Origin of the sequence: Psychrobacter sp. 4Bb (assembly GCF_002836735.1) — a bacterium.
Classification (GTDB): Bacteria; Pseudomonadota; Gammaproteobacteria; order Pseudomonadales; family Moraxellaceae; genus Psychrobacter.
This window is the reverse complement of the sequence record NZ_PJAS01000051.1, coordinates 163,633-188,417: the sequence shown is the minus strand read 5'-3', so window position 1 is coordinate 188,417 and position 24,785 is coordinate 163,633. Positions and strand designations below refer to the sequence as shown.

Below are 24,785 nucleotides of genomic sequence, written 5' to 3'. Positions count from 1 at the left end.
TCATCAATGGCACATAACCGCGCCTTTTACATAATGATACGAATTTTATATTGTGTTGCAACAATTTTTAGTACGAACGTCTCGAATAAATTGATAGACGGTTATTTAACTTTCTGAAATGGTATACAACATAGCCCCTTTAATCGTTGGTTTCGCGGTATAAGGTGGTCTGTGACTCTTGCCTAAAGTCCTCATAAGTTATGGCAGCTTCTTCAATAGCTATAACAGTGGCATCATTAGCAGCTGGCAGGTCCTGTCTATTGTTGTCCAAAGCATCTTGCTGAGTAGTGGCTGGTTGCGTACTTACAGGGTCAACGCTATCCGTAGTTGTTTGACTATCAGTAGACAGTGCTGGATCAGCACTAACAGCTGGTGTACTGTCTATCTCTACATTACCATCAGTGCTGTTGTCTATACTATCAACCGCAGAAGTAGATAAGACTCCTGAAAATATAAGCATTAATCCAATAGCAACCAATACGATTAAACCAATCGACATAGCCATCATGAGAGGTTTCTTGCTTTTGATCACTTTATTGTCTATGACTGGCTCTTCGATAGCTGATTTAGGCACATCCTCAATTTTTAAAGAGATGTTTAAAGAATCATCATCCGATATCTCATTTATGTTAGATTCACTATGGTCAATCGTAGAGGATGACTCTGTTTGATTGCTACTATCTATATTGTTGCGATCTATATATTCTGAGGCTTCTGTATCTGCACTTACATCATTGACATCAATACTAATACTGTCGCTATCGTTAGCGATATTCAGCACATTATTTTCAGATATATTTTCAACATTTGTATCTGAAGCTTCAGAGGTAGTGTTTGCTACTGTAGCATTTTCTGTTTCTAGCAATAATTCTTGCTCACTGCTTTGATCTTCAAACAGTTGCAACTCTTCTGTGCTCAAGGGTTCGAAAGCGGCAAGGTTCTTTGCACTTTCTAGTGTTTCAAACTCAGCCTGATCGTTCTCTTCGGAGCCATGGACTCGATTAATAAAGCGTTCATAGATATCATTGTTATTACGCTTACGCGACTTTTGGTCAATAATTCTAGCCAATTTTTCTTCAAAATCGGTGCCAGCGTCTTCTTTTTCGTCGCTCATAGAATAATACCAAACCAGTTTTCTCTACTGGTGTTAAATGATTGCTAGAATGAATTTTCTTACTATAGTGTAACAGTGTTATTAGCCAACAATATAGTTGCTCGACCTATTATCTTCAAGCACAATTTATGGGATAGCGCTAATATAGATAAGAACTATTCTAAATAATATGATAAATCAACCTTAAGAACTGTTCTATGTAGAGATAGCATAGACTATGACAGGCTCAATAGTATGGATTTAAAACAGCTTAACGCGTTTATCGCGGTTGCAGATTTGCGCAGCTTTAGCGCTGCCGCCACCAAAACAGGACTGTCACAGCCGAGTCTGAGTCGCTTGCTAAAACAGTTAGAGACTGACATGGGCGTGGTGCTTATTGATCGCTACCACAGGCCACTACATCTGACAGAAGCGGGCAGTTTTTTCTACGATAAAATAAGCACCATACTGACCGAGATTGATACTGTAACCAGTATGACTCAGCGTCTATCAGCACCTAGCAGCGTTTTAAATATAGGTTTTGTGCCCTCAGTACTATATGGCCTGTTACCTGAAATCATTGCCACGCTTAAACAGTTCAGCCCTGATATCGATGTTAATTTAAAAGACATTAGCTCATATCAACAAATGGATGCCCTCAAGTCTGGTGAGATTGATGTTGGTTTTGGCCGATTTGCACACCAAGATCCATGGATTCAGCAGATTCTGCTACGTCATGAACGCTACGTGGTGGCATTGCCAAAATCACACCCGCTTGCCAATGTACGTAAGCAACGCTTGATAGACCTAGCGAACAATCGCTTAATTTTATATCATCAAACACATTTGCCAGTCTCGTCCACGGTGACGACAGAAATAGCGACCCAAGCAAACGACAAGCTGTCTACAAGCAGAGTCAACCGTGCTGTTACTCACGAAGCAGCATCTAGCGAGCCTATTACTGAGCCTTTATTACATCTTTTTGCCCAGTATGGCATCTCACCTTTTATGACCACGACAGTCAGTGATTTGCAGGTAGCATTGGGACTGGTCGCGGCAGGCGAAGGCATTACATTGGTGCCTGCCAGTTTGCAAACCGTACGTATGGAACAGATCAGCTACCAACGTTTGGTTCATGAAAATGTTACCTCCCCTATTTATTTACACACCCTCAAAGACTTTGTACATCCCAAAATACCTGACTTGCTCACAGCCATTTATCACGTCTACGAACAGCGCGGCATCACTTATCGGCAGCAAAATTTTGTGTCACAGGCCTAAATGGGCAGATATCCGATGAATATTGTGTTATAAAGAACCGCCAAAAATAATTCATTTTAAATATTGATATTATTTTATAAGTATGCTAACTAACAAGAATAGCAATGCAAACAAATAGTAATAATAACTAGAATAATCATTCTCCTAGACAGTGTTGGTGTGATAAAGTCGATACGATGTAAATCGTTTTATATTCAGACGGTTTATAGGACGTTCTTTCATGATCATTGGCAAGCTGACACAGGTAAGTGATAATTTGCTGTTTTAACCATTTCGAGGTATTCATGTCCACACAACAACTCAATAACCCAAGCGCCCCTGACGATAGCGTTGCCTCGCAACAAGAGGGCTTTAGCTGGCGCATCTTTGGCCCAGGTATTTTGATGGCGACTGCTGCCATTGGTGGTTCGCATTTGATTTCATCAACACAGGCGGGTGCTATCTATGGCTGGCAATTGGCTATTATGATTGTATTGGCCAACGTGTTTAAGTACCCGTTTTTTCGCTTTGCAACTGACTACGTCTACGATACTGGCGAGAGTTTGATTGCAGGCTATGCCAAACGCTCAAAGGTATATCTTTGGGTATATTTTATTCTTTCTATCTTGTCAGCGGTTATTAGTACGGGTGCGGTTTCACTTATTGCGGCCGTAATTTTGGGCTTTATGTTGCCAGCATCACTTGGTCTGTCGACAATGGCGTTATCTCTCATTATCGTCGCAGTCTCTTGGTTCTTTTTGATTGCAGGGCATTATAAGTTGCTCGATGGTGTGACTAAGTGGATTATGATTGCGCTTACCACGGCTACTGTTGCTGCAGTTATCATTGCTGCTGGCAAGCCAACCGTTATGGCAGTAGATTTTGTGGCGGCCTCTCCTTGGAATTTAGCCACGTTGGGCTTCATCGTAGCACTCATGGGCTGGATGCCAGCACCGCTAGAGTTTGCAGCAATTACCTCTATGTGGACCTCTGCCAAAGTCAAAGCAGATCACACCACGCATAGCCAAGGCTTGTTAGATTTTAATGTTGGCTATGCAGTCTCAGCGATATTGGCCTTGTTCTTCTTATCGTTAGGCGTGTTTGTCCAGTACGGATCAGGACAAGAGATTGAGTTGGTCGGCGGTGCTTATATCAACCAGTTGATCAATATGTATACCGCAACCATTGGTGAATGGTCGAGATTGCTGGTCGCTTTCGTCGCCTTTATGTGTATGTTCGGCACGACCATTACCTGTGCTGATGGCTATGGACGCGCTAATGCTGAATGCTGGCGCCTGCTAAAAGGTGAAAGCGAGATCAATAAAAAGCAAATCGCTTTTTGGACGACCTATGCCATCGGTGGTGGTCTAGTAATTATCACTTTCTTCACAGGACAACTAGGCGCTATGCTTAAGTTTGCCATGATATCGGCGTTCGTCTCTGCGCCTATTTTTGGTTGGTTAAACTACTCATTGGTTAAAAAGCATAAGAAACTGTCAGCAGGTATGAATGCTCTGTCTATCGCGGGCTTGATATTCTTGGCAGGTTTCGCATTATTGTTCTTGGCCAATATGGCAGGTCTATTTTCTTAAGCTTTTGCTTAATTTAAAACTCAGCACTTAACAATCTTATTCAAGCAAAACATAAGCCCTGATAGCCTAGCTGTTGGGGCTTTTTAATGAGTGTAATTATATCAATAAGGCAAGGCAGCTTTAGTAATTGTAACTAAATGTAAAAAATAGAAGATTCTAAAAGCTGTGATTTTAAGCAATATGAATACTTATTGTGAGAAATTACCAATAACTGCATAATGCTATTTGAATAATGAATACTATTAAAAATACTACATTTTATTATTATTTAAATTAAATATTAATTGATAACCCAAACTTTTCAGGCATGAATAATTGAGTATAATCAGCTACAACAATTAGAATATTTCCCCTCCATGTAAGGACAATCACATGACTTCATCTTCAGCAGGCGCGCGCTTTCGCAGTGCTCTCACTCAAAAAAATAATAACAACCAGCCATTACAGATTGCAGGCGCTATCAATGCCTATACAGCGATGATGGCGACCCAAGTTGGTCATCAAGCGTTGTACCTCTCTGGTGCTGGCGTGGCCAATGCCTCGTTTGGTTTACCTGATCTCGGTATGACCAGCCTAGATAATGTATTAGAAGATGCGCGCCGTATCACTGATGCCGTTGATACACCACTGCTTGTCGATATCGACACTGGTTTTGGTGGCGCGTTTAACATCGCCCAAACCATCAGAAAGATGGAAAAAGCAGGTGTCGCTGCGGTGCATATTGAAGACCAAGTCGCGCAAAAACGTTGTGGTCATCGCCCTAACAAAGAAATCGTTAGTATCTCAGAGATGGTTGATCGTCTAAAAGCGGCGTTAGACGCAAAAACTGACCCTGACTTTGTAGTGATGGCTCGTACAGATGCCCTATCAGTAGAAGGTTTGGACGCTGCTGTTGAACGTGCCGTCGCATTCCAAGAAGCAGGCGCAGATATGATCTTTGCAGAAGCGCTAACTGATATCGAGATGTATCGTAAGTTCACTGATGTGTTGGATATTCCAGTACTGGCAAACATGACAGAGTTTGGTCAAACAGATCTATATACCACTGACCAGTTGTATAGTGTGGGTGTCGAGATGGTGCTATATCCACTATCCGCTTTCCGCGCTATGAACAAAGCAGCATTGAACGTTTATCAGCATTTATTAGATGATGGTACACAAGACAAAGTCGTCGATACCATGCAGACTCGCATAGAGCTATATGATTTCTTGAACTATCATGAGTTTGAGCAGACACTAGACAAGCTATTTGCTGATAATAAGTAGTTAACAACTAATAATTGCCAATTAGCAACGCCGAAACGATAAACCACCTCTGTGTGCTTTATCGTTTCAAAACCCGTCTTTATTTACCTTTAGGTTATTTATGCCATTTTTTACTGCTCATACGGTTGTCAAATCCTCACTACTTAGTAGCACGCTAGCGGCGCTGTTATTCATGACAGGTTGTGATAAAACACCAGAAACCGTTGACGATACTGCCAGTGATACGACCGAAACTGTGGTTAGCGAAAGCGAAACTGCGCCATCAGGAACTGATGCTCAAAATGACTTGATTATGACAACGATTACGCTAGATACCGTCAACAGCCTATTGTTTGCACCAATTATCAATAGCGGTGCGCTCAGTGCAGAGCAAGTCAGCTGCCTTGAGTCTCGCGACAAAGACTTGGGTAAAGCCGAAGTCGATCGTTTTTATAAGAGTCAGTTTACCGATGCAGAGTTAAAAGAGTTAGATGACTTTTATACGTCGGATGTAGGAAAAAAGATGCTTGCTTTTGGAAATGAGCAATTACGCGTCATGAATGGTGAAGAAGTGGCAACGCCAATGGCTGACCCTACTCCAGAAGAAATGGCTGAAATTCAGACTTTCATGGAATCTCCGCTTGGTGTCAAATATATGGAGATCAACAATGCTGAAGGTGAAGGCAGTGCAATGGAAGTCTTGAATGGCCCTATTGAAGCTGAATTTGAGCGTTGTAACGTCGATTTAGACGGTCCACAGCCTGAACAGCCTGCTTAACGCTAAACTAGCGCTATAGTCATTAATCAATAAATTTATTATCAGAAACATCGTTTTCACTCAAAAAAAGCTACCAACAAAAGGAATGTAAACATGGCAGCACAAAAAGAACTTTCAGGCGCAGGTCTACGCGGGCAAGTCGCTGGTAAAACCTCTCTATCTACCGTTGGCAAATCAGGCTCTGGTCTGACCTATCGCGGTTATGATGTATCAGAGCTGGCGGATAAGTGTATTTTTGAAGAAGTGGCGTATTTGCTGTTATACGGCAACTTGCCTACTCAAAGCGAGCTTGACGCCTATCAAGCCAAACTCAAAAGCCTGCGCGGCCTACCACAAGCATTAAAAGACGTACTTGAACGTATCCCAGCTGATGCGCATCCAATGGACGTGCTACGTACTGGCTGCTCTATGCTTGGCAACCTTGAGACCGAAACTGATTTTGCTCAGCAAAACGATCAAACTGACCGTATGCTAGCGGCCTTCCCATCGATTATCAACTATTGGTATCGTTTTACCCACGACAATGTACGTATCGAGACCGATACAGATGATGCCACTATTGGCGGACATTTCTTACATTTGCTCAAAGGCGAAAAACCAAACGAGCTGCACGAAAAAGTAATGAACGTCTCGCTTATCCTTTATGCAGAGCATGAGTTTAATGCTTCGACCTTTACTGCTCGTGTGTGTGCATCTACCTTATCTGACATTCATTCTTGTATCACTGGTGCAATCGGTTCACTACGCGGCCCATTACATGGCGGAGCGAATGAAGCGGCGATGGATATGATTGAAGGCTTTAGCTCACCTGATGAGGCTGAAGAAGAGATGATGGGTATGCTGGCTCGTAAAGACAAAATCATGGGCTTTGGTCATGCGATCTATAGCGAGTCAGATCCACGTAACGTGGTGATTAAGGGCTGGGCTGAGAAGCTAGCCGCTGACGTTGGTGACGAAGTACTATACCCAGTATCGGTACGCTGTGAAGAAGTCATGTGGCGTGAGAAAAAACTTTTCTGTAATGCTGACTTTTTCCATGCGTCTGCCTATCACTTTATGGGTATTCCAACCAAGCTATTCACCCCTATCTTTGTCTGCTCACGTCTGACAGGTTGGGCTGCTCACGTGTTTGAGCAACGTGCTAACAACCGTATCATTCGCCCAAGTGCAGAATATACTGGTGAAGAGCTGCGTCCTGTACCAGATATGAGTGCTCGTTAATTTACCGAAATTATATATTAGGAGTTTTTTTCCTTTTAACCAAAATGAGCGATTCTCTGAATTTATGCTTGTTTTGGTTATTTTTAAAATTTATCTCATCTACTCTCACTAACTTCTATACTGACATGAGTTTTTAAAAATGAATGACAAGACAGATTTAACTATTGAGGAAGTTTTAGAAAAAGTAATGGATGGGCTTCCACTTCCTAAGCTTGCTAAGGATTCATCAAATGAATTTGTAAAACTAAGAAGAGAAATGCTTAAGGAGTCTGATAGAGGATTAGCACTATATGCTACTGCTCATATTGATAATGAGCTTGAAAATATTTTGAGAAATATACTTGTTGGAAGTAACCAACATTTAAATGAGCTTTTTTCTTTTAGTGGTCCACTTGGCACATTCTCATCTAAAATTAAATTATCCTACTCTTTAGGTTTAATTAGTAAAGTGACAATGAATGACATTAATATTTTGAGAAAGATAAGAAATGAGTTTGCTCACTCTAATCAACCTCTTAGTTTTGAAACTAAAAAGAACAAAAACTTATGCAATAGTTTGCAATTGAATGTTCAACCTGAAAATTCATCATCTCGTATTAAATTCATGAATGTAGTGTCAGGGATTTCTGGACTTCTATACGGAGCTAATATTAAATCAAAGAAATTTGAAGAGTTAGAAAGCGTCAATATAAAAGAGAGAAAGGATGGTTTTGATGCGATTTTCAACTATTCCAAAGGTTTATTAGATCAGACAACTAAAGACAATTCTTAAAAATTAGAAACAGCTAACAGCCAAAGGTGACTTATGGACAACGCCCTAGTACAACCAATGAACGAACAATTCAAAAAGCCACTTCCCGGTACTGATCTTTATTACTTTGACACCCGCGAGGCTGTCGAGAGTATCGAAGCTGGCGCGTATGACAAGCTACCATTTTGCTCAAAAGTATTGTGTGAAAACCTAGTACGCCGTTGCCCACCAGAAGAGTTAACCGATGCGCTAAAGCAGCATATCGAAGGCAAGCAAGATCTAGACTTTCCTTGGTACCCTGCCCGCGTGGTATGTCATGATATCTTGGGTCAGACGGCCTTTGTTGATTTGGCAGGATTGCGTGATGCTATCGCTGAGCAAGGCGGTGATCCGTCTAAGGTAAACCCTATCGTGCCAACTCAGCTTATCGTTGACCATTCATTGGCCGTTGAGCACGCAGGCTTCGAAGATGACGCGTTTGAGAAAAACCGTGCGATTGAAGAGCGCCGCAACGATGACCGTTTTCACTTTATCAACTGGTGTCAGTATGCCTTTGACAATGTGAATGTCGTACCGCCTGGTAACGGCATCATGCATCAGATTAACCTAGAAAAAATGTCACCTGTCGTACAGGTCGTGCACAATAAATCCGGTGAAGAAGTCGCGTTTGCCGACACCTTAGTTGGTACTGATAGCCACACGCCGATGGTCGATGCACTAGGTGTGATCTCAATTGGTGTTGGCGGTCTAGAAGCCGAAAGCGTCATGCTAGGTAACCCCTCATATATGCGCCTGCCTGATTACGTTGGTGTTAAATTAACAGGCAAATTGCAAAAAGGCATTACTGGTACGGATCTCGTACTGGCGATGACGGAATTTTTACGCGACGCAGGTGTGGTCTCTACCTATATCGAATTCTTTGGTGACGGTGCACGCCAGCTCAGTGTCGGTGACCGCGCTTCTATCTCCAATATGACGCCTGAATATGGTGCCACTGCCGCGATGTTCTATATTGATGAGCAAACCACTGACTATCTACGCCTGACTGGTCGCTCTGAAGAGCAGATTAAATTGGTTGAGCAATACGCCAAGCAAACGGGCCTATGGGCTGACGGCATGGAAAAAGCCGAATACGCACGCGTCCTTGAGTTTGATTTGTCATCAGTGGTACGTAATATGGCAGGCCCATCGCGCCCACATGCCCGTGTATCGACTACGGACTTGGTTGCCAAAGGTATTGCTCATGGCGCTGACGAAAAATTGCCTGAACCTAAAGATGGTCTCATGCCAGATGGCGCGGTTATTATCGCTGCTATCACCAGCTGTACCAACACCTCAAACCCACGCAACATGGTAGCAGCAGGTCTTGTCGCTCGTAACGCCAATGCTAAAGGATTATTACGTAAGCCTTGGGTGAAGTCATCCTTAGCGCCTGGCTCAAAAACCGTCAAAATGTACTTAGAAGAAGCAGGCCTGATGCCTGAGCTACAAGAAATCGGTTTTGATGTGGTTGGTTTTGCCTGTACGACGTGTAATGGCATGAGCGGTGCGCTAGACCCTGATATCGAAAAAGAAATCATCGACAATGATTTATTTACCACGGCAGTGCTATCTGGTAACCGTAACTTTGATGGTCGTATCCATCCGTATGCTAAGCAAGCATTTTTGGCATCGCCGCCACTGGTTATTGCTTATGCCATCGCTGGTAACATCCGTTTTGATATCGAAAAAGACTCATTGGGTAAAGATCAGAACGGCAATGATGTCTATCTAAAAGACATTTGGTTTGATGATGATGAGGTTGACGCCATCGTCGCTGCTGCCGTGAAGCCTGAGCAGTTCAGTGCCGTATATATCCCAATGTTTGATGAAGCCAAAAAAGACACAGGTAAAGCGTTAAGCCCACTATATGACTGGCGTGAAATGACCACTTATATACGTCGCCCACCGTATTGGGAAGGTAAAATGGCAGCGATGAACAAACTAAAAGGTATGCGTCCATTAGCAGTATTGGGTGACAACATCACAACCGACCATATGTCACCGTCGAATGCTATTCTTGGTGCATCGGCAGCTGGCGAGTATCTCGATACTATGGGCTTGCCTGCTGAAGACTATAACTCTTATGCGACCCATCGCGGCGACCATTTAACTGCGCAACGTGCCACCTTTGCCAATCCTAAACTATTGAACGAGATGGTACTCGACGACAGCGGTGAAGTCATCCAAGGCTCACTGGCGCGCGTAGAGCCAGAAGGTCAAGTCATGCGTATGTGGGAAGCGATTGAAACCTACATGAACCGGGAGCAGCCGCTGATCATCATCGCAGGTGATGGCTATGGTCAAGGCTCAAGCCGTGACTGGGCTGCCAAAGGCGTCCGTCTCGCTGGCGTGGAAGCCGTCGTTGCTGAAGACTTTGAACGTATTCATCGTCAAAACTTAGTCGGTATGGGTGCCCTACCTCTACAGTTCGAAGAAGGCACGACTCGCCATACGCTAAATATCGATGGTACGGAAACCTTTGATGTCACAGGCGAAGTCTCTGCTGGCGGGTTAATGACGTTGGTAATCCATCGTGCTGATGGTAGTACCACTGAGACGCCAATTATCTGCCGTTTAGATACTGCTGACGAAGTAAAAATGTACAATGCAGGCGGTATGCTACAACGCTTTGCTAAAGAGTTTATCGAAGGTACACTTGATATTGTCTAAGGCTATCCTGTAGTTTTTAGTGTGATAAGCAGTAAAGTATAAAAATCGCCGATGTTGTATAACTTGTTTATATGACATCGGCTTTTATTTGCTAATGTTAAAGCTTGGTTCAAAACATGGTTTGCAAGCTACACACTGAGCCTTCTTACTTATATCTTAATATTGAAAAATAGCTAAATATTGAGTTTACTTCACCAATAGCGTAATATGTACGATATATTGTACAAGTTATGCAGAATATCATGAAGGGAGTAAGCCATGAGAGTCGTTAGTTTTTCAGAAGCCAGAAAGCACCTAAAGTCCGTTCTAGACACGGTAAATGATGATGCCAACGCCACTATCGTGACCCGCCGTGACGCTGATGATGCCGTTGTGATGTCGCTTGATTACTACAATAGCCTGATGGAAACCGTCTATCTGCTAAAATCTCCTGCCAATGCAGCGCACTTAGCGGACTCTATTGCCCAATATAAAGCTGGCAAGACGGTTACGCGTGAGCTAATTGATACGGCAGAAAATAATGATGTCAACGCTGAGAACGCTTGAACTCAAAGGCTTTAATCAATGCAAAGGGTCTGATAATGAGTGAACAACTAGCATGGACAGACGCTGCGTGGAAAGACTACCTATACTGGCAAACGCAAGACAAAAAAACACTCAAACGTATTAACAAACTCATCATCGAATGCAAGCGTAATCCGTTTGAAGGCATTGGCAAACCTGAACCTCTAAAAGAAAATCTATCTGGATTTTGGTCAAGACGCATCGATGATGCCAATCGGTTGGTATATGCCGTCGATGATAATTATCTTACGATTATCTCTTGTCGCTATCATTATTAACGAGCGTTTTTAATCGTACATGTTTACTTGCTGATGGCACCATACCCAATCTTATAACAATATAAAAAGGACTTAATACAGTGGCCCAAACCAATACTAAATCAAAAGCCTCTTTCGCCCCGCAATTATCTGTCCCTGCTACCTATATGCGCGGTGGTACCTCCAAAGGTACGTTCTTTAAGTTATCTGATTTACCTGAGCGTTGCCAAGTCGCTGGTGAGTCGCGTGATAACTTCCTATTACGGGTCATCGGCAGCCCAGATCCTTACGGCAAGCAAATCGATGGTTTGGGCAATGGCAGCTCTAGTACCTCAAAAACGGTTATTTTATCGGCCTCTTCTAGCTCAGACCACGATGTGAACTATCTGTTTGGGCAAGTCAATATCGCCAAGCCTATGATTGACTGGGCAGGAAACTGTGGCAACTTAACTGCAGCCGTCGGTGCCTGTGCCATTAATATGGGTTTGGTCGATGCTGACAAAATTGCTAATAGTATCGATGACAATGCAGATAGCGGTATTTGTGAAGTACGCATTTGGCAAGAAAATATCGGTAAAACGATTATTGCCCATGTGCCAGTCTATAAGGATGCAAATGACAAAGTACAGGTTCAAGAGACAGGCGATTTTGAATTAGACGGTGTAACCTTCCCAGCGGCTGAAGTCAAAATTGAGTTTATCGACCCTGTAGATGCCACTAGTGACATGTTCCCTACTAGTAACTTGGTCGATGACTTTGATGTGTCAGGCTGCGGTCTAGATGCTGATAGTGTCAAAGCGACCTTTATTAGCGCTGGTATCCCAACCATCTTTATGAAAGCTGAAGATTTGGGCTTTACCGGTACTGAATTACAAGGTGATATCAATAGCGATGGTGAGCTACTTGCCAAGCTTGAGAAAATCCGTGCCACAGGCGGCGTGGCAATGGGGCTATTCAAAGACATAAGTGAAGCACAGACTAGCCAACACATTCCCAAACTCGCATGGGTTGGTAACGCACAGAGCTATACGGCCTCTAGTGGTAAATCGGTCGATGCAAGTGAGATTGATTTGGTCGTACGTGCCATGAGTATGGGTCAATTGCATCATGCCATGATGGGTACAGCAGCAGTTGCTATCGCCGCTGCGGCAACTACACAAGGCACGCTCGTCAATCAAGCAGCAGGCGCTGGCGAGCTGACAGAGGTGCGTTTTGGCCATCCATCAGGCACATTGTTAGTTGGTGGGAAAACCGAACAGGTCGATGGCCGCTGGCAGGCCAAAAAAGTGTCGATGAGCCGCTCAGCAAGGCGTATCATGGTTGGTGAAGTTTTTGTGCCAGCGGATGCGTTTTAAGCGTAGTCATGGCTTATTTTAATTTTTGATAGGGTTTTATGCCAACATCTCCCCAGCCACGCCGTGTGCAATTAGACAAAAAGCCTCCAGTCGAAAAGAAAGAACGGCGGGCGCTGCTGTGGGATATTCTAAAAAAACTGGCGGTATTTGCTAAACCTTATCGTCTGCTTATCATCGCCACCTTAGCGTTGACCGTCTTAGGCTCCTTTACCGCACAGGTAAATGCGTTTGTACTACGTTATACCGTTGATACCTTGACTGAAATTGCTACGCTTGCCGAGCCATGGCAAGCAGGTCTGCGTATGTTAGGTATTATTAGCGCGGTCTTACTAACCAAAGAGATATTGTCGATATTTATCTCTTTTGGTCAGCGTTTTTTTGGTGAAAAGATTCGTATCAACTTGTCTCGTGATCTGTCTCAAAAAATCATTGAGCGCATCCTTACCTATCGCATGGCGTTTTATACCAGTAGTGAAAACGATAGTGGCAAGTTGCAAACCCGTATTGACTATGGTGTCAGCAGCTTAACCAGCCTAGTGCAAAACTTCTTTATCGATATGCTACCGCTATTTGCCAATGCAATTGTGGCACTTATCATCATGTTTTCGACCAATTTTTGGGTTGGTATGGTCGGTCTTATTATCATACCCATTTACTTCTTTATCAGCCAAAAGCAAGCACGCCGTTTGCAAGGGTTTCGCCGGCAGATGCGTGGGTTTCGAGAAGCAAAAAGCGGTTTGGTGATCTCTTTGATTAATTCGATCAGTGTGGTGAAATCCTTTGTCCGTGAATCTATCGAGGCTGAGAAACACCTAGCCATTCAAAAGGAAATGACCGACAATCAACTACGCATTCGTAGTATTGGCTTTATTTATGATGCCATCAAAACCTTTATCGAGCAGATTGGTGTGGTGGTTATCATCCTTCTCACCGCTTATTTTGTCCTACAAGGCGAGATGACCATTGGCATGATTTTGTTTCATGTTATGCTGTTTCAAAATGTCGCCGCTCCTATCCGTCAATTACACCGCATCTACGACCAGATTAATAATGCATTGACCTATGCCGAAGGTTTTTTCGATATTTTAGAAGACGATAAACAAGTCGAAAACATCGATGGCATCAGTAGCGAAAACCTCAAAGGTCATATCGAGCTTAAAAACGTTGATTTTACCTATCCTAATGGCACGCAAGCGCTAAAAAACGTCAGCTTTACCATCAAGCCTAATCGTATCACTGCGTTGGTTGGCCTTTCTGGCGCAGGAAAGAGCACGATTATCAATCTATTGGTCAAGTTCTATGCCCCAGACGCTGGTACGATTTGCCTAGATGGGCATGATTTGGCTGACTGTGATACCCATGAGTTGCGTCAGCGCATCGGCCTAGTCCTACAGAGTAATCATATTTTTTCGGGTACGATCAGTGAAAACATCCGTTATGGCGATATGAATGCTAGCGAAGATGACATCATCATTGCGGCAAAAAAAGCCTCTATCCACGAGCAGATTATAGGGTTAGCTGATGACTATAAGAGCACTGCTAAGTCCTTATCAGGCGGTCAACAGCAGCGTATTGCGCTGGCAAGGATGTTTTTAAAAGACCCACCTATTGTATTTTTGGACGAGCCGACAGCCAGCCTCGATGCCATTGCCAGCCAACAGGTCAAAAAAAGCCTTGATCTGATCAAAAAAGACCGTACCGTCATTATGGTCTCGCACAATATTGCCCAAATCATCGATGCCGACGATCTCGTGGTGATAGAAAATGGCGAAGTGGTTGAGACAGGTACCCACGAGGTACTTTATGCCCAACGCGGCAAATACTTTGAAATCTTTAGCGCTATGTCTGATAGCCTAAACTTAGATAAAATCAGCCAGACCCTAAACGGTTAGGAATGGTTAATGCCTGCCTAAATCGTTATAATGCCAATCTTTTACTGCCTATTGCCAGAAGCTAGCCCATTATGACTTGTGAATTTTCTCTAAAAACCTTTGACGAGCTGACCTCAGTTGATCTTTATCATATTTTAAAGGCGCGCTCGCAAGTGTTTGTCGTCGAACAAAACTGTGCCTATCAAGATATGGATGAAGTGGATTTTGATTGCTTGCACCTAATCGCTCATCAAAACGCAGCATTGGTGGGCTATTGCCGTATTATCCCACCTGAGTTTAATAAGCTAAAATCCAACCTATCAGTAGCTGATCCTGCGATTAAGACCAACCACACTGCGATGCCTGCTATCGGTAGAGTGCTTGTGCTATCAGAGCACAGAGGTGATGGTCTAGCACGGCAAATGATGAATCAGGCTATTGCACAGTGCCGCAAAAAGTACGGTAAAAAGCGTCCGATTATCATCTCGGCACAGGTTTACTTACTTAGTTTTTATGAGTCGTTAGGTTTTGTGCCTGAAGGCGAGCACTACCTCGAGGACAATATCGAGCATGTAAAAATGGTGCTATACGTTGCTAAGAAAAATAAAATCAAAAAAGAGAGCACGGACACTGCGTCAACCACGACCAAAGTGTTAAGTTTCCTGCTGTTTATCATGGCCGCTTTATTTGTTTTAGGTCTGTTGTACTTAATGATTTAGACCGTTGCTAACGTCTTAATTCTTAACATAATTCAAATTGGTTGTTCCATATTGAGTATGCTACTTTTAAATAACGATTCCTTTAAAAGGATGGCTGAGATAATCAGTCAAGGAAGTAGCACACTCAGGATGAGGAACCAACCATGTCAAATAATCACTTAGATAACGATTCAAATACAGCCAATTCAAATATTAACGATGCAACTGTAGAGAGCAACGTTCGTCCAGAATATGACGATGAAATTCAAAAAATCGCCGATTACGTTCTTAATTATTCAATAGACGAGCAATCCCCAAACCCTACTGATGCATGGAATACCGCGCGCCACTGTCTAATGGACACGCTTGGCTGCGGTCTATTGGCGCTGCGCTTCCCTGAGTGTACCAAGCACTTGGGGCCTGATTGTCCCGATCAAATAACGCCGCATGGCGCTCGCGTCCCTGGCACCTCCTATAGACTAGACCCCATCAAAGCCGCTTTTGACATCGGCTGTATGGTGCGCTGGCTTGACTATAATGATACGTGGCTTGCCGCCGAATGGGGCCATCCTTCTGATAATCTGGGTGGTATCTTGGCGGTCGCCGACTATATTAGTCAAAAAAATATCAGCCAAGGACAAGCACCACTGACCATGAGAGCAGTGCTTGAAGCCATGATCATGGCGCATGAAATTCAAGGCGTACTGGCACTAGAAAACTCATTCAACCGTGTGGGGCTCGATCATGTATTTTTGGTCAAGTTAGCATCAACAGCCGTCGTCGCAAAACTTTATCAGCTGCCACGTGAGCGCATCATGGCAGCGATTTCACAAGCCATCGTCGATGGTCAGGCACTGCGCACCTATCGGCATGCACCCAATGCTGGCAGCCGAAAATCATGGGCAGCAGGTGATGCAACCAGTCGTGCGGTACGTCTGGTAGATATAACGGCACGTGGTGAAATGGGTATTCCTGGCGCATTAACCGCACCGCAGTGGGGATTCTATGATGTGCTATTTAGCCATACCAATAAGGATCTAGCGACAAAGCCTGAAGACGATCGTCGCTTTAAATTCCAGCGAGATTTTGGTAGTTACGTGATGGAAAATATCTTATTTAAAATAAGTTTTCCTGCTGAGTTTCATGCGCAAACTGCTTGTGAAGCGGCAGTTATTTTGCACCCACACATCGAAGACAGAATTGACGATATCGACAAAATCGTTCTAATCACACATGACTCAGCGATTCGCATCATCTCAAAAGAAGGCACGCTTGACAATCCGGCCGATCGTGACCACTGCTTGCAGTATATGGTGGCTGTGCCGTTATTGACAGGCGATCTGATGGCAGAGAACTACGAAGATGACTATCACGAACAGCATTTGTCAATCGATGAGCTACGCAGCAAGATGGTTGTAGAAGAAAACGCGCAGTATTCAAAAGACTATCATGACCCAAGCAAGCGCTCTATTGCCAATGCCATTCAAGTATTCTTTAACGATGGCAGCAGTACAGAAAAAGTGGCTGTAGAGTATCCTATTGGCCATAAGCGTCGCCGAGCCGAAGGTATCCCTGTACTGGAAGCCAAGTTCCGCGCCAGTCTAGCCACTCGTTTTATCGAAAGTCGCTGTCAGCAGATCGTTGGGTTATGCGACGATCAAGAAAGGCTGGAGCAGACGCCTGTGAATGAGTTTATGTCGCTGTTTGAAGCGTATTAGATTGATGGCTTACTAGTACGCTAGCGTCAGTTTAACGGCTACCAAGGTATTGACTCTCCTGCCCAATCGACAAAACTGCCTGACTGGCTAGCAGTCATACCTGAGAGCACCTCCAATAAGCACTCTGCGCTATACGCTGGCGAGAATAGATGTCCCTCAGCGACATTGCCTTGAAACGGCGCGGACAGCTGAGTGTTGACGGTGCCTGGTTGCATGACCACCACACACACATCTTTAAGTGATCTGCCCCATTCGATACTCAGGTTTTTCATGCCCATATTGAGCGCCGCCTTACTCATTCTATAGCTATACCAACCGCCTAGTTGATTGTCAGTGATACTACCGACGCGGGCTGATACGGTCGCAAAAATAGCAGGATGATTGGCGCTTCGATTAGCCTTGGCAAGCAACGGTTTGATGTGCTTGGCTATCAGCAAACTGGCTAGCGCATTGATTTGCATGTTTTGTAAAAAAAACTCAGTTTCAACTTGGCGCAAGGCCTTTTCTGGCTGTGCTGTCTCTGTATGCAATAACCCTGCGCAGTTGATTACCCAATCTACATGACCGACTGTCTGCTTAATGGTATCGGCAGCTTTTTTGATGCTGTCCTCATCACTGACATTCATTGGCTGCCAATGTAGGTTTTCTGCTTCAATGTTTGGCTCATTGCGATGATAAGTAGCAAATACTTGTGTGCGATGGCTTTGATTAGATTGACTGTCCGTTTGATTAGAAGTCGTTTTTTGTATTAGCTGCCGTACCATGGCTTGACCAATACCGCCTGTTCCACCGATGATAAGATAGGTTTTATTATTCATTTCGTTATTCATATGGCACCTTCCTTTTTTTGATATGTCTCTTTGATACGTTTTTTGACACGATTTGGTTTTATATATTTATTTTGGCTGATTTTATAAGCGTTTACTATGATAGAAATAATACAAGTCATCCTCATTCTATATACGCTACAATAATCTATAACGATTAAAACGCCTGTTTTCGGATTGCTATTTCTTATATTGACGCCTTCATACGGATATTATCGCATTATGCTATCACCCCAAGATCAACTGACCGAGCTGGTACGTGCTTTAGAGACCGATCAGCACGTTTTTGCCACTGACCCGTTATTAATCACGGAAAAACTACAGGGCGAGGATGGCACGCCTATCCAAAAGCTGCATCGACGTGCATCACGTATAGATAGCAACGGGGCGCTTGCGCGTGTTCTAGGCAAGATTGATGGTCGTATAAAGGGCATCATGATTGTTATGAGCGTGGTGTGGTGTATCTCAGGTTTTTTGGGATTGTTCACTCTATTGCAGTCTAATGTTGTGAACTTCTTTTATGTGTTGGTCTGTCTACTTGGTTTTCATACCATTATGCTTGGCGGCTGGCTTGTCATGACCCTTATCAATCGAGATCAGCAATCACCCAGTTGGTTTGCCAGTTTTGTCAGTCCAAGTTATCTCATACGTGGTAAGGACGATGTGACCAAAGCGGCCGTCGATCTGTATGAACGCCAGTTGCAGCACAGCGGTATGCGTTGGTATTTGGGTAGATTTAGCCATCAGTTGTGGCTGGCTACCTTGACCGGTATGCTGCTTGCGATTATATTTTTGCTGGTTGTACGTCAGTATAGCTTTAGCTGGGAGTCAACCTTACTCTCTGATCAAGCGCTTGTGAGCTTGACTCAAGTATTAGGCTGGCTACCGAGCATGGTGGGATTTGGTGTGCCAGACAATACAGCGATCGCACAGAGCAGGCTTGTCACCGAAGCGATGCCGCTGTCTGTTGCACGGCAGTGGGCAGGATTGTTGGTTGGTAGCTTGCTGATGTACGGTATTGTACCGCGAGCGATAGCATGGGCGTTCTGTGCATTGATGTTCCGCCGCAAAAAAATGCGTTTGGATATCAAACAGCCCTATTATCAAAAAATCCTAAACTTTTGGCAGCGGCACGTGGTAGATGCTGATGACTTTACAGAAGCGCCAGCCCCTATCGCTCCAAAAGCGACGGTCAGTGCGGGCAAGAAGTTAATTGCTTTACTTGAATACCCTGCAGATCAGGACAAATGGTGGCAGTCAGGGCTTGATGACAGCAGCCATAGTCTTGAAAAATTAAGTGAGGTTGAGGATTTTGGCATCGTTGATGACCGTGATGATATGGCACGGCTAAAAAATTACTTAGATGTGCATCCGGTGCAAGTCTTGCTTGGCATTCATAGTAACGCACTGCCCGACCGCGGTACGCTACGCAAACTTGATCAAATCGCTGCTCACGCCAAAGATGGACTCATTGTACAGCTACTGGCAGATAACAGCGTTTCTACAGGATTGACTGACGCTCGTACCGATGATGAGCCATTAGACAAACGAGCCGTTCGTTATCAACAGTGGCAAACGGCGCTCTCTGCACGAAAGATTGGCTTGGTTGATATAGATATTTAATACATTCTAATTTTTAATCTATTACTTTCAATCTGTTATTCATATCTTAACTTATCATTATGACTAACATGATATACAATAAGTAAATATTATAGGTCTATCGCCTCAGGCAGTCTTAAAGACTTATTGATATAACAGTTGTTAAGATATATTTTGATAGCTGTGACATCATATCAAGATGACAAGGATGTTTTATAGTGGCTAGGAGCCCAAGATGGCAGCAGATATCTCTTCAGACAGCCCCCTTATGACCCTAGGTCAGTATGGTCAACTATTGGATGGTTACCGAGAGGCGTTAAACCAAAGTATCTTAACGGCTGCGCCAGAGTCGTGGCAGCCAATGCTGGCGAGCATTCTGCCCGCGTATTGGCAAGAGTGGCTGCTTCCGCTGGCTGGCGGTCCATTTTTCTTGTTATTTTTGGCAGAATGGCTCTATCAGTCCAAGCGCGGCAATAGTAAAAGCTTTAGTTGGCGCCGTGCGATGACCAATTTTAGTTTGGGCGGCTCTTATCTAGGGTTTGAATTGATTGTCCAAGCGCTTATCGTTATACCTATCTGCTTATGGTTATATCAATATCGCTTATTTACTATTGAGGTAACATGGCTTACCGCCATCCCTATATTCGTCGCGGTTGAGTTTAGCTATTACTGGTTCCATCGTGCGTCACACCGTATGAATTGGTTTTGGTCAGCGCATGTCGTGCATCATTCAGATGACCATATGAATCTGTCTACTGCCATGCGTCAAAGCCTGCTGTACTCAGTGACGGGTTGGTGGTTATTCTTTGTTCCGCTGATGATGCTAGGGGTTCATCCTGTCTGGGTATTCTTCTTTTACGCCTTAGATTTGATTTATCAATTCTTTATCCATACCGAAACAGTCGGAAAATTTCCAAAATGGGTTGAGTATGTTTTTGATACCCCATCCAATCACCGTGCCCATCATGGTACCAACGACGAATATATTGACCAAAATTACGGCGGCGTTCTCATTATTTTTGATCGTTGGTTTGGGACTTACGTAGAAGAAGATACCATCAATAACCCCGTCCAGTACGGTGCGGTTGGTGAAGCCAGCCATGACAATATCATCAGCCTGATATTTGGGGTCTTTTACCGTATGTGGCAGCGGTTTTTTCGAGCCAAAGGGTTAAAGAAAAAGCTAAAAGTACTGCTGCGTCCACCAAGTGCTGTCTAATATAGTCAATTCTCTATAAATTGGATACGGTGTTAGTCTCGCTTAGCCTACTATTTGTAGTACTTTCACTCGCCTTCCTTGTATCCAAATTATATTGAACCGACTAGAGCCTGATTATAAATGCGTGGACTACGATTTATGATATGACAATACGCATTCATAACCGATACCCAATCAGATTTGTTTTACAATAAATGGCTACTATGTATTTCGATCATCAATAAATATAAGACGTTACTATGAATAATGACAATAAAAATAATCATGAAAATAATAAGCCTGCAGGTTTCTTTGCGGACAAAGCTTATGAGCCAACTTCTGATGTCTCAAGTATTCCTTCAGATAACACCTCAAAATCCACAGTAGCTCAGTCAATAGCTACTCAGGATAATCAACCTGTATCAACCGATACATCAGCAATGACAGCACCAGTGTCAAGGATGGCAAAGAAAACCATCGCCAGTGGTGAACCGCTTAAATTGGCGGTCGTCGGTCATACCAATACAGGCAAAACCTCTATACTGCGCACGTTATTGCGAGACGTATATTTTGGTGAAGTCAAAAACCAAGCTGCGACCACGCGTCACGTTGAGCAAGCACAGCTGACAGACAGTCGCACTGGTGAAGTGCTAGTGGCATTATACGACACACCTGGTCTGGAAGACGCCTCAGGGCTTATGGACTGGCTAGAGGATAATACTGCCAGTCGCCGTGATGGTATTGAACGATTGCAGCAGTTTTTGGCGGCGGATGTCGCTCAAGGTTCAGACAGCTATGACTTGCCCTATGATTATAGTCAAGAAGCCAAAGTCATTCGTCAGCTACTGACAAGTGATATGGCCATTTACGTGGTAGATGCTCGTGAGCCTGTATTGGGTAAATATAAAGACGAGCTATCGATTTTGTCTTGGGCTGCGATTCCTGTGATGCCTGTTTTTAATTTTACCGACAGCCAGAATGCCAATATCGACGACTGGCAAACGATGCTGGCAAGACGCAATCTGCATATCTCAACGCGTTTTGATTCGGTCGCGTTTGAGTTTGAAGATGAGATGCGTCTATGGAAAAACCTAGCCACCATGCTCACCCACTCTGAGATGCTTGAGCAGCTGATGCAACGTCGAACGGAAGACTGGGCGCAGCTGTATGATGAAGCCAATATCATCATCGCTGATTTTTTATTGAATGTTGCTGCCTTTGTACGCGAGATCAATGAAGATGACGACCCACTTCCTGCCTTAGAACAAATGCAAGAAGCGGTCAGGCAAAGTGAGCGTGCGATGCAGCATAATCTCCTGAACCTATATAAGTTTTATGACAACGCGGTCGCAGCAACGCCGCTTGAACTACAAGCCTATCAACAAGACCCATTCGACCCTGAACTTCTCAAAAGCTACGGCATTCGCACCACTTCTGGTGCAGCAGCTGGTGCGCTTCTAGGATTAGGTATCGATGCAGCAGCCCTAGGTACTACACTGGGATTGGGTGCCGCAATAGGTGGTATTGCAGGCGGGCTACTATCGAATACCAGCAGTATTGCCGATAGGATTACTGGGGTAAAACGCTTGTATATTGATCCTGCAACATTAACATTGCTAGCCACGCGAGCATTAGACTTGCTAACTGCCCTACGCCATCGTGGTCATGCTGCTACAGATGCCACTCAGTTATTATATAAAGGCGAAAACAGCAGTCTTGGAACGTCGCTAACTAACGACAGTGACCATGCAGATGAAGACAATAATCCAATTACTGTATGGCCAGCACACAAACTACCAAGTGAGCTCAAAAAAGCACGTGGTAAACCACAATGGTCGTCGCTTAGCAGCGGCAAGTCAGAACAAGCTCAGTTATTACGCACGGACATGGCATGGTCACTGTCAGGTAAACTACAGTCGTATAAGCGTGACTAGCCATGCCTATGATACATTACGCTTTTAATCTTTATGATTGTCGCTCGCTTCAGGCTCTATTCTAAAAGTTAACATGAATTGATTGGCTTCTACCATATAAGCCTTTTTGATTTCTACTCTTCTTTGAGGCTCTTCTGTCTTAGCAAATTTAGTAGCTGCGTCTCCTATAAATCCAGCAGCAAACTTTAAGGCTTCATCGTCTGATAACTCTGGACTTAAAATACTAGTTGACGCTCCAGACAGGAAAGAAAAAACTAAGCCTATGTTTTTAGCATTAGTCGTATTTAAATCGCTGGTATTGATTTGATGTTCTAGGCTTCTAAGCTCTCCGTTTTTATCTACAGCTCCGACTAGTACTATTTCCGAAGTGTAATCTATAATAAAAATATCTAGATACTCTTTCTTATTTAAATTCAAGCCAACATCATTCCAAACCGTTTCCTTTAAACTTGCACGTTTGGCTAGTTTGTTGAATTTATTTCCGTACTCTGCTGGTGTTATTCCAAGCGTGATACCTACTTCCATTATTTTATTTATCTTAGCTTGTTCATCATCAACTGTAATAACTTGGTCTTTTGCAATAACTTCCGTAGAGGGTTGAGGTTCTGTAATAGGTTTGGGCTTCGTTATGTCTTTCTCTTTCTTTGTTACTGCTGGCTCGCTTTGATCTTCATTGCTATCAGGATTTGCTGCACCATTTGATGTAAAAAAGAACATTGACATAAATATTAGTATAGACCCTAGTGCTATTATTTTGCCTCTACTTAAATTAGGTTTTTTATCTAAAATTAGGCGTTTAATAGGAGGTAGTAGCAAAATTCCTCCGACTAGCATCAATAAGCTAGCGACTAAACTTCCTTCAAGAAGCGCCCCTAATGAACCAAATATGAAAGTCACTCCAAAAAACCATGCCCCAATTAATAATAATTTTTGCAAAACAAACCCTCATTCCAACAATTAATTCCATACTATAGTTGATTATTACAATATTTACTTTGCAAGATTAAAAAGTAGTTTCTATCCAATTTTTCACTTATTACATTAAACTAGTTTCAGTAAAGCACTTAATGCATCAGTACCACGTACATCTGTCTGCTGCAGATAGATTGGATACAGCGGGTACTTGGTAAAGCTTTGTTCGATATCCTGCAGTAGATGCTGCTGACGCTCAGCGCGGCGGCGCCAAAACTCATCCGACTGCGTTGTTGATATCAACTGATTGATGACGATTGCTGCTGGCATGAGCTTACTATCTTCCAATTGCTCGATAGCGCGCTTGGTTTCAGCCAATGGCAAGACATCAGCGGTCATCACCAACACAATCGCTGTTTGGGTACGGTCATGTAATAGCAACCCTGCTTGGCGGAACAATTGCTTGCGCTTTTCTAATACTGAGACAGCTTGCTCCCAGCGATCTGATTTTTTTGCGGCAAACGGATTTGCCACATCGTTTTTATCATTTTTTTGATTGTGACTGTCTAAATGGTTTACCACGGAGCGCAACTTAGACTGTCGTCGCTGCTGTGCAAGCAACCCATCCGTCCACGCGCCCATCATTTCTGGTAATACCAATAATCGCAAAGTATGACCTGTCGGTGCGGTATCAAAGATGATGTGTTCATACCCAGCACCTGCCGCTTCGACTAAATGGTGACACATGGATTCGAGCATCGCGGCTTCTTGAGCGCCAGGTGCCGACTTAGATAACCTCAGATGCTCACGAATTTTTGGCATCATATCTGGGTTGGCATAAGCTTTAATTGTACGTTCGACTTGAGCGAAGTGTTTATCGACAATCACGTCAGGATTTAACTCAATGGCATCTAGATAAGGTGATATCCTCGTTTTCTCATTATTGAGTCGTACATTCAATACATCGCCCAAACTATGTGCCGGATCGGTTGAGACAATTAAGGTTTTTTGCTGTTGGCTTGCATAGTAGCTGGCTAGAGCTGCTGCCGTGGTTGTCTTCCCTACACCACCTTTGCCGCCGATAAATATAATCGGTTGTGTCTCTAACTGCTCTACCAGTCCATGTAAAGGGTGTAATGCCATATTGTTATCTCGTATTTTGTCTCATTATCTAATAAATCCTTAGCCACTTTTTTA

20 protein-coding genes are annotated in these 24,785 nt (G+C 43.6%); 16 read left to right on the top strand and 4 right to left on the bottom strand.

Features of this window, described 5'->3' with window-relative positions:
• Window positions 1-139: 139 nt before the first annotated feature.
• A complete protein-coding gene (locus CXF60_RS02940) occupies window positions 140-1,114 on the bottom strand; it encodes a hypothetical protein (protein WP_102090713.1) in 975 nt (324 codons plus the stop codon).
• 234 nt (window positions 1,115-1,348) lie between these two features.
• Between CXF60_RS02940 and CXF60_RS02935 the strand changes: the two genes are divergently transcribed.
• The 13 genes from CXF60_RS02935 to CXF60_RS02875 all read left to right on the top strand — a co-directional run bounded on the left by CXF60_RS02935 (window position 1,349) and on the right by CXF60_RS02875 (window position 17,115).
• A complete protein-coding gene (locus CXF60_RS02935; RefSeq protein WP_102090712.1) occupies window positions 1,349-2,374 on the top strand; it encodes a LysR family transcriptional regulator in 1,026 nt (341 codons plus the stop codon).
• A gap of 284 nt (window positions 2,375-2,658) precedes the next feature.
• Window positions 2,659-3,945, top strand: coding sequence for an NRAMP family divalent metal transporter (locus CXF60_RS02930; RefSeq protein ID WP_102090711.1), 1,287 nt, complete (start codon window positions 2,659-2,661; stop codon window positions 3,943-3,945).
• Between the two features lie 372 nt (window positions 3,946-4,317).
• A complete protein-coding gene (gene prpB, locus CXF60_RS02925) occupies window positions 4,318-5,211 on the top strand; it encodes a methylisocitrate lyase (protein WP_102090710.1) in 894 nt (297 codons plus the stop codon).
• A 100-nt stretch (window positions 5,212-5,311) separates the two neighbouring features.
• Entirely contained in the window at window positions 5,312-5,968 is a 657-nt protein-coding gene (locus CXF60_RS02920) for a DUF2059 domain-containing protein (protein ID WP_102090709.1), read from the top strand.
• A 93-nt stretch (window positions 5,969-6,061) separates the two neighbouring features.
• The gene (gene prpC, locus CXF60_RS02915) at window positions 6,062-7,189 is read left to right on the top strand and encodes a bifunctional 2-methylcitrate synthase/citrate synthase (RefSeq protein ID WP_102090708.1); all 1,128 of its coding nucleotides are present in this window, start codon (window positions 6,062-6,064) and stop codon (window positions 7,187-7,189) included.
• Window positions 7,190-7,328: 139 nt separating this feature from the next.
• Window positions 7,329-7,961 carry an MltR family transcriptional regulator gene (locus CXF60_RS02910; RefSeq protein WP_102090707.1) on the top strand — a complete coding sequence of 211 codons (633 nt, stop codon included), beginning with the start codon at window positions 7,329-7,331 and terminating at the stop codon, window positions 7,959-7,961.
• A 57-nt stretch (window positions 7,962-8,018) separates the two neighbouring features.
• Window positions 8,019-10,652 carry a Fe/S-dependent 2-methylisocitrate dehydratase AcnD gene (acnD, locus tag CXF60_RS02905; protein WP_180958079.1) on the top strand — a complete coding sequence of 878 codons (2,634 nt, stop codon included), beginning with the start codon at window positions 8,019-8,021 and terminating at the stop codon, window positions 10,650-10,652.
• A 258-nt stretch (window positions 10,653-10,910) separates the two neighbouring features.
• Entirely contained in the window at window positions 10,911-11,198 is a 288-nt protein-coding gene (locus tag CXF60_RS02900) for a type II toxin-antitoxin system Phd/YefM family antitoxin (RefSeq protein WP_102090705.1), read from the top strand.
• A gap of 35 nt (window positions 11,199-11,233) precedes the next feature.
• Complete coding sequence (locus CXF60_RS02895; RefSeq protein ID WP_180958073.1) at window positions 11,234-11,494, top strand: Txe/YoeB family addiction module toxin; 261 nt, start codon at window positions 11,234-11,236, stop codon at window positions 11,492-11,494.
• A gap of 80 nt (window positions 11,495-11,574) precedes the next feature.
• A complete protein-coding gene (prpF, locus tag CXF60_RS02890; RefSeq protein WP_102090704.1) occupies window positions 11,575-12,828 on the top strand; it encodes a 2-methylaconitate cis-trans isomerase PrpF in 1,254 nt (417 codons plus the stop codon).
• Window positions 12,829-12,866: 38 nt separating this feature from the next.
• Complete coding sequence (locus CXF60_RS02885; RefSeq protein ID WP_102090703.1) at window positions 12,867-14,720, top strand: ABC transporter ATP-binding protein; 1,854 nt, start codon at window positions 12,867-12,869, stop codon at window positions 14,718-14,720.
• 71 nt (window positions 14,721-14,791) lie between these two features.
• Window positions 14,792-15,418, top strand: a complete 627-nt coding sequence (locus CXF60_RS02880; RefSeq protein ID WP_057760177.1) for a GNAT family N-acetyltransferase — start codon at window positions 14,792-14,794, stop codon at window positions 15,416-15,418.
• A gap of 143 nt (window positions 15,419-15,561) precedes the next feature.
• Window positions 15,562-17,115: a bifunctional 2-methylcitrate dehydratase/aconitate hydratase gene (locus CXF60_RS02875; protein ID WP_102090702.1), complete on the top strand. Its 1,554-nt coding sequence runs from the start codon at window positions 15,562-15,564 to the stop codon at window positions 17,113-17,115.
• Between the two features lie 38 nt (window positions 17,116-17,153).
• On the opposite strand, the gene CXF60_RS02870 is transcribed toward CXF60_RS02875, so the two are convergent.
• On the bottom strand, window positions 17,154-17,945 hold the full coding sequence (locus CXF60_RS02870) for an SDR family oxidoreductase (RefSeq protein ID WP_228707020.1): 792 nt from the start codon (window positions 17,943-17,945) through the stop codon (window positions 17,154-17,156).
• A gap of 219 nt (window positions 17,946-18,164) precedes the next feature.
• Here CXF60_RS02870 and CXF60_RS02865 point away from each other — a divergent pair, with 219 nt between their 5' ends.
• The 3 genes from CXF60_RS02865 to CXF60_RS02855 all read left to right on the top strand — a co-directional run bounded on the left by CXF60_RS02865 (window position 18,165) and on the right by CXF60_RS02855 (window position 22,676).
• Complete coding sequence (locus tag CXF60_RS02865) at window positions 18,165-19,565, top strand: DUF2868 domain-containing protein (RefSeq protein WP_102090701.1); 1,401 nt, start codon at window positions 18,165-18,167, stop codon at window positions 19,563-19,565.
• Window positions 19,566-19,779: 214 nt separating this feature from the next.
• The gene (locus CXF60_RS02860; RefSeq protein ID WP_102090700.1) at window positions 19,780-20,763 is read left to right on the top strand and encodes a sterol desaturase family protein; all 984 of its coding nucleotides are present in this window, start codon (window positions 19,780-19,782) and stop codon (window positions 20,761-20,763) included.
• Between the two features lie 419 nt (window positions 20,764-21,182).
• Window positions 21,183-22,676 (top strand): DUF3482 domain-containing protein, encoded by a 1,494-nt coding sequence (locus CXF60_RS02855; RefSeq protein WP_228707030.1) that lies wholly within the window; start codon window positions 21,183-21,185, stop codon window positions 22,674-22,676.
• 24 nt (window positions 22,677-22,700) lie between these two features.
• Here CXF60_RS02855 and CXF60_RS02850 read toward each other — a convergent pair whose 3' ends face one another.
• Window positions 22,701-23,612 carry a DMT family transporter gene (locus tag CXF60_RS02850; protein WP_102090698.1) on the bottom strand — a complete coding sequence of 304 codons (912 nt, stop codon included), beginning with the start codon at window positions 23,610-23,612 and terminating at the stop codon, window positions 22,701-22,703.
• A 105-nt stretch (window positions 23,613-23,717) separates the two neighbouring features.
• On the bottom strand, window positions 23,718-24,731 hold the full coding sequence (locus CXF60_RS02845; RefSeq protein ID WP_102090697.1) for an ArsA family ATPase: 1,014 nt from the start codon (window positions 24,729-24,731) through the stop codon (window positions 23,718-23,720).
• Window positions 24,732-24,785: the final 54 nt, after the last annotated feature.

What these genes read in the sequence shown, in the direction of transcription:
- CXF60_RS02940 (WP_102090713.1), bottom strand. Translation starts at nt 1,114, where the DNA reads ATGAGCGACGAAAAAGAAGACGCTGGCACCGATTTTGAAGAAAAATTG.
- CXF60_RS02935 (WP_102090712.1), top strand. Translation starts at nt 1,349, where the DNA reads ATGGATTTAAAACAGCTTAACGCGTTTATCGCGGTTGCAGATTTGCGC.
- CXF60_RS02930 (WP_102090711.1), top strand. Translation starts at nt 2,659, where the DNA reads ATGTCCACACAACAACTCAATAACCCAAGCGCCCCTGACGATAGCGTT.
- prpB (WP_102090710.1), top strand. Translation starts at nt 4,318, where the DNA reads ATGACTTCATCTTCAGCAGGCGCGCGCTTTCGCAGTGCTCTCACTCAA.
- CXF60_RS02920 (WP_102090709.1), top strand. Translation starts at nt 5,312, where the DNA reads ATGCCATTTTTTACTGCTCATACGGTTGTCAAATCCTCACTACTTAGT.
- prpC (WP_102090708.1), top strand. Translation starts at nt 6,062, where the DNA reads ATGGCAGCACAAAAAGAACTTTCAGGCGCAGGTCTACGCGGGCAAGTC.
- CXF60_RS02910 (WP_102090707.1), top strand. Translation starts at nt 7,329, where the DNA reads ATGAATGACAAGACAGATTTAACTATTGAGGAAGTTTTAGAAAAAGTA.
- acnD (WP_180958079.1), top strand. Translation starts at nt 8,019, where the DNA reads ATGAACGAACAATTCAAAAAGCCACTTCCCGGTACTGATCTTTATTAC.
- CXF60_RS02900 (WP_102090705.1), top strand. Translation starts at nt 10,911, where the DNA reads ATGAGAGTCGTTAGTTTTTCAGAAGCCAGAAAGCACCTAAAGTCCGTT.
- CXF60_RS02895 (WP_180958073.1), top strand. Translation starts at nt 11,234, where the DNA reads ATGAGTGAACAACTAGCATGGACAGACGCTGCGTGGAAAGACTACCTA.
- CXF60_RS02885 (WP_102090703.1), top strand. Translation starts at nt 12,867, where the DNA reads ATGCCAACATCTCCCCAGCCACGCCGTGTGCAATTAGACAAAAAGCCT.
- CXF60_RS02880 (WP_057760177.1), top strand. Translation starts at nt 14,792, where the DNA reads ATGACTTGTGAATTTTCTCTAAAAACCTTTGACGAGCTGACCTCAGTT.
- CXF60_RS02875 (WP_102090702.1), top strand. Translation starts at nt 15,562, where the DNA reads ATGTCAAATAATCACTTAGATAACGATTCAAATACAGCCAATTCAAAT.
- CXF60_RS02870 (WP_228707020.1), bottom strand. Translation starts at nt 17,945, where the DNA reads ATGAATAACGAAATGAATAATAAAACCTATCTTATCATCGGTGGAACA.
- CXF60_RS02865 (WP_102090701.1), top strand. Translation starts at nt 18,165, where the DNA reads ATGCTATCACCCCAAGATCAACTGACCGAGCTGGTACGTGCTTTAGAG.
- CXF60_RS02860 (WP_102090700.1), top strand. Translation starts at nt 19,780, where the DNA reads ATGGCAGCAGATATCTCTTCAGACAGCCCCCTTATGACCCTAGGTCAG.
- CXF60_RS02855 (WP_228707030.1), top strand. Translation starts at nt 21,183, where the DNA reads ATGACAGCACCAGTGTCAAGGATGGCAAAGAAAACCATCGCCAGTGGT.
- CXF60_RS02845 (WP_102090697.1), bottom strand. Translation starts at nt 24,731, where the DNA reads ATGGCATTACACCCTTTACATGGACTGGTAGAGCAGTTAGAGACACAA.